The organism is Methylobacterium endophyticum, assembly GCF_050591105.1.
GTDB lineage: Bacteria > Pseudomonadota > Alphaproteobacteria > Rhizobiales > Beijerinckiaceae > Methylobacterium.
Map to the genome: position 1 here is coordinate 1 of NZ_JBNHES010000043.1, position 2434 is coordinate 2434.

Genomic DNA, 2434 nt, shown 5'->3' on the forward strand with positions numbered 1-2434 from the left:
GGATCGGCGTGCAATGGGGACCCCTTCGCAAGCTCGGCACGGTGCGGCTGAGCTGATCCGAAGCCCAGCTTTGGCGTCGTAGGTTCTGGCCTCAGGCGCGGTTCTTGAAGCGCCAGCTCTCGTTGCCGGTCTCGACGATCTCACAGTGATGGGTGAGCCGGTCGAGCAGCGCCGTGGTCATCTTGGCGTCGCCGGCGAACACGCTCGGCCACTCGCCGAAGGCGAGGTTAGTGGTCACCACGATCGAGGTGGTCTCGTACAGCTTGCTGATCAGGTGGAACAGCAACTGGCCGCCCGACTGCGCAAACGGCAGGTAGCCGAGTTCGTCCAGCACCACGAAGTCGAGCCGCATGAGATGGTCGGCGATGCGGCCCTGCCGGCCGGCGCGCGCCTCAGCTTCGAGCCGATTGACGAGGTCGACCACGTTGTAGAACCGGCCGCGCTTCCCATCCCGGATACAGGCTCGCGCAAGGGCGATGGCCAGGTGCGTCTTCCCGGTACCGGTGCCGCCGACCAGCACGACGTTGCGCTGGTGGGCCAGGAACTCACCGCCAGCGAGGTCGCGCACCAGCCCCTCGTTGATCGGCGTGTCGGTGAAGGCGAACTCGGCGATGTCCTTGGCCAGGGGCAGCTTGGCAATCGTCATCTGGTAGCGGATCGAGCGCGCCTGCTTCTCGCTGATCTCGGCCTGGAGCAGGTCGCCGACGACCTGCTGCGGCTCGTGGGTGCGCTTGAGCGCGACCTTGATGATCTCGTCGTAGGCCGCCTTCATCCCGAACAGCTTCAGCTCGCCCATGGTGGCGAGGATGTTCTGACGTTCCATCATGGGGCTCTCCTCAGGCTGTCGTAGCGGGCACAATCGGCGACCGGCTCATGGCGCAGCCGCAGGCTCTCAGGCGTCAGGATGGTGACGGGTGCGGTGGGCTCGCGCTGCCGAGCTAGGATGTTGAGCACGACATCGGCCGAGTGCACGCCCTCGCGCAGCGCTTCGGCGCAGGCGGCTTCGACCGCACTCAGCCCGTCGCGCAGCACGGCGGTGAGGATCTCGACCATCTGCCGATCGCCATCGGCGCTGCCGGCGAGCTTGCGTCGGATCCGGTCGAGGCCAGCAGGCAGCACCCAGTCCTTGAACGGCGCACCGTTCCTGAGCGCGCCGGGCTTGCGGGCCAGCACGGGGACGTAGTGCCAGGGGTCGAATACCGTCTGGTTGCGGCCGAAGCCGCGGGCGTGCTCGCCGACGACGCGCCCGTCCTGGCGGATCTCCACGCGCTCAGCATAGGCGCGCACCTCGACCGGCCGGCCGAGCGCGGAGGCCGTGACCGAGTACCGGTTGTTGTCGAAGCGGACCAAGCAGGTCGAGGACACGGCCGCCGGCACGGCATGGAAGCCGTCGAAGCGACCGGCATAGGGGACCAGGGCCGCCCGCTCAGCCTCGAAGGTCTGCCACACGGTCCGGTCGGGCTGCTCGGGATGCGGGTGGGTCTTGGCGTAGGCGATCACCCCGTCGAGCAGCAGGGCATTCAGCTCGTCGTAGCTCCTCACCCGGATGCGCGGCGTGAACAGGCGCTCGCGCACCAGTCCAACCTGGTTCTCGACCTGCCCCTTCTCCCAGCCCGAGGCCGGTGTGCAGGCCACCGGCTCGACGAGGTAGTGGGAGCACATCTGCAGGAAGCGGCGGTTATAGGCGCGCTCACGTCCGACGAAGATCGCGTCCACGGCGGTCTTCATGTTGTCGTAGATCCCGCGCTGGCAGGAGCCGCGGAAGAAGGCGAACGCCCGGTCGTGGGCGTCGAACACCATCTCCTGGCTCTCGCGTGGGTAGGCCCGCACGAACGGCATGCGCGAGTGGCAGAGCCGGACGTGGGCGACCTTGATCTCTGTGGTCGTGCCGCCGATCAGCACCGTCTCGTGGCTCCAGTCGAACTGGTAGGCCTCGCCCGGCGCGAAGGAGAGCGGCACGAACGCCTGGGCTGTGACCGCGGTATGCTCGCGCTTCCAGCCCTTGGCGTAGCGGCGCACCGCGTCGTAGCCGCCCTCATACCCGAGCCCACGCAAGGCCTCGTAGATGCGCATCAGCGTGAGCCGCTCGCGCCGTGCCTTGCTGGCGTTCGCCAGGAGCATCCGGTCGAGTTCATCCCGCCACGATCCGAGCTTTGGGGCAGGTTGGATGGCGCGGGTGTACCGGAACGCTGTCGCCTCGGAACGGATGACCTTGCGCACGACCTTGCGAGAGACCTTCAGCTCCCGGCAGATCTGCTTGATCGGCTTCTGCTGCACGAAGTACGCGCGGCGGATCTTTGCGACCGTCTCCACGACCAACATCCCGCGCAAGCCTCCCGTTCGAGCCGGAAGGCAGTGTGGATGACTTGTCCTGGGGTCCCGTTTGGACGCCGATTACCCCAAAAACGGGGTCCTTATTCCACGCCTAATCACA

General features: G+C 67.2%; 1 protein-coding gene and 1 pseudogene. Both read right to left on the reverse strand.

Going from position 1 to position 2434, the window contains the following annotated elements; genetic code table 11:
- Positions 1-91: 91 nt before the first annotated feature.
- Positions 92-826 carry an IS21-like element helper ATPase IstB gene (gene istB, locus ACP56T_RS21790; RefSeq protein ID WP_430914101.1) on the reverse strand — a complete coding sequence of 245 codons (735 nt, stop codon included), beginning with the start codon at positions 824-826 and terminating at the stop codon, positions 92-94.
- Between the two features lie 2 nt (positions 827-828).
- Positions 829-2322: pseudogene (gene istA, locus ACP56T_RS21795) on the reverse strand (IS21 family transposase); the annotation flags it as partial.
- Between the last annotated feature and the right edge of the window lie 112 nt (positions 2323-2434).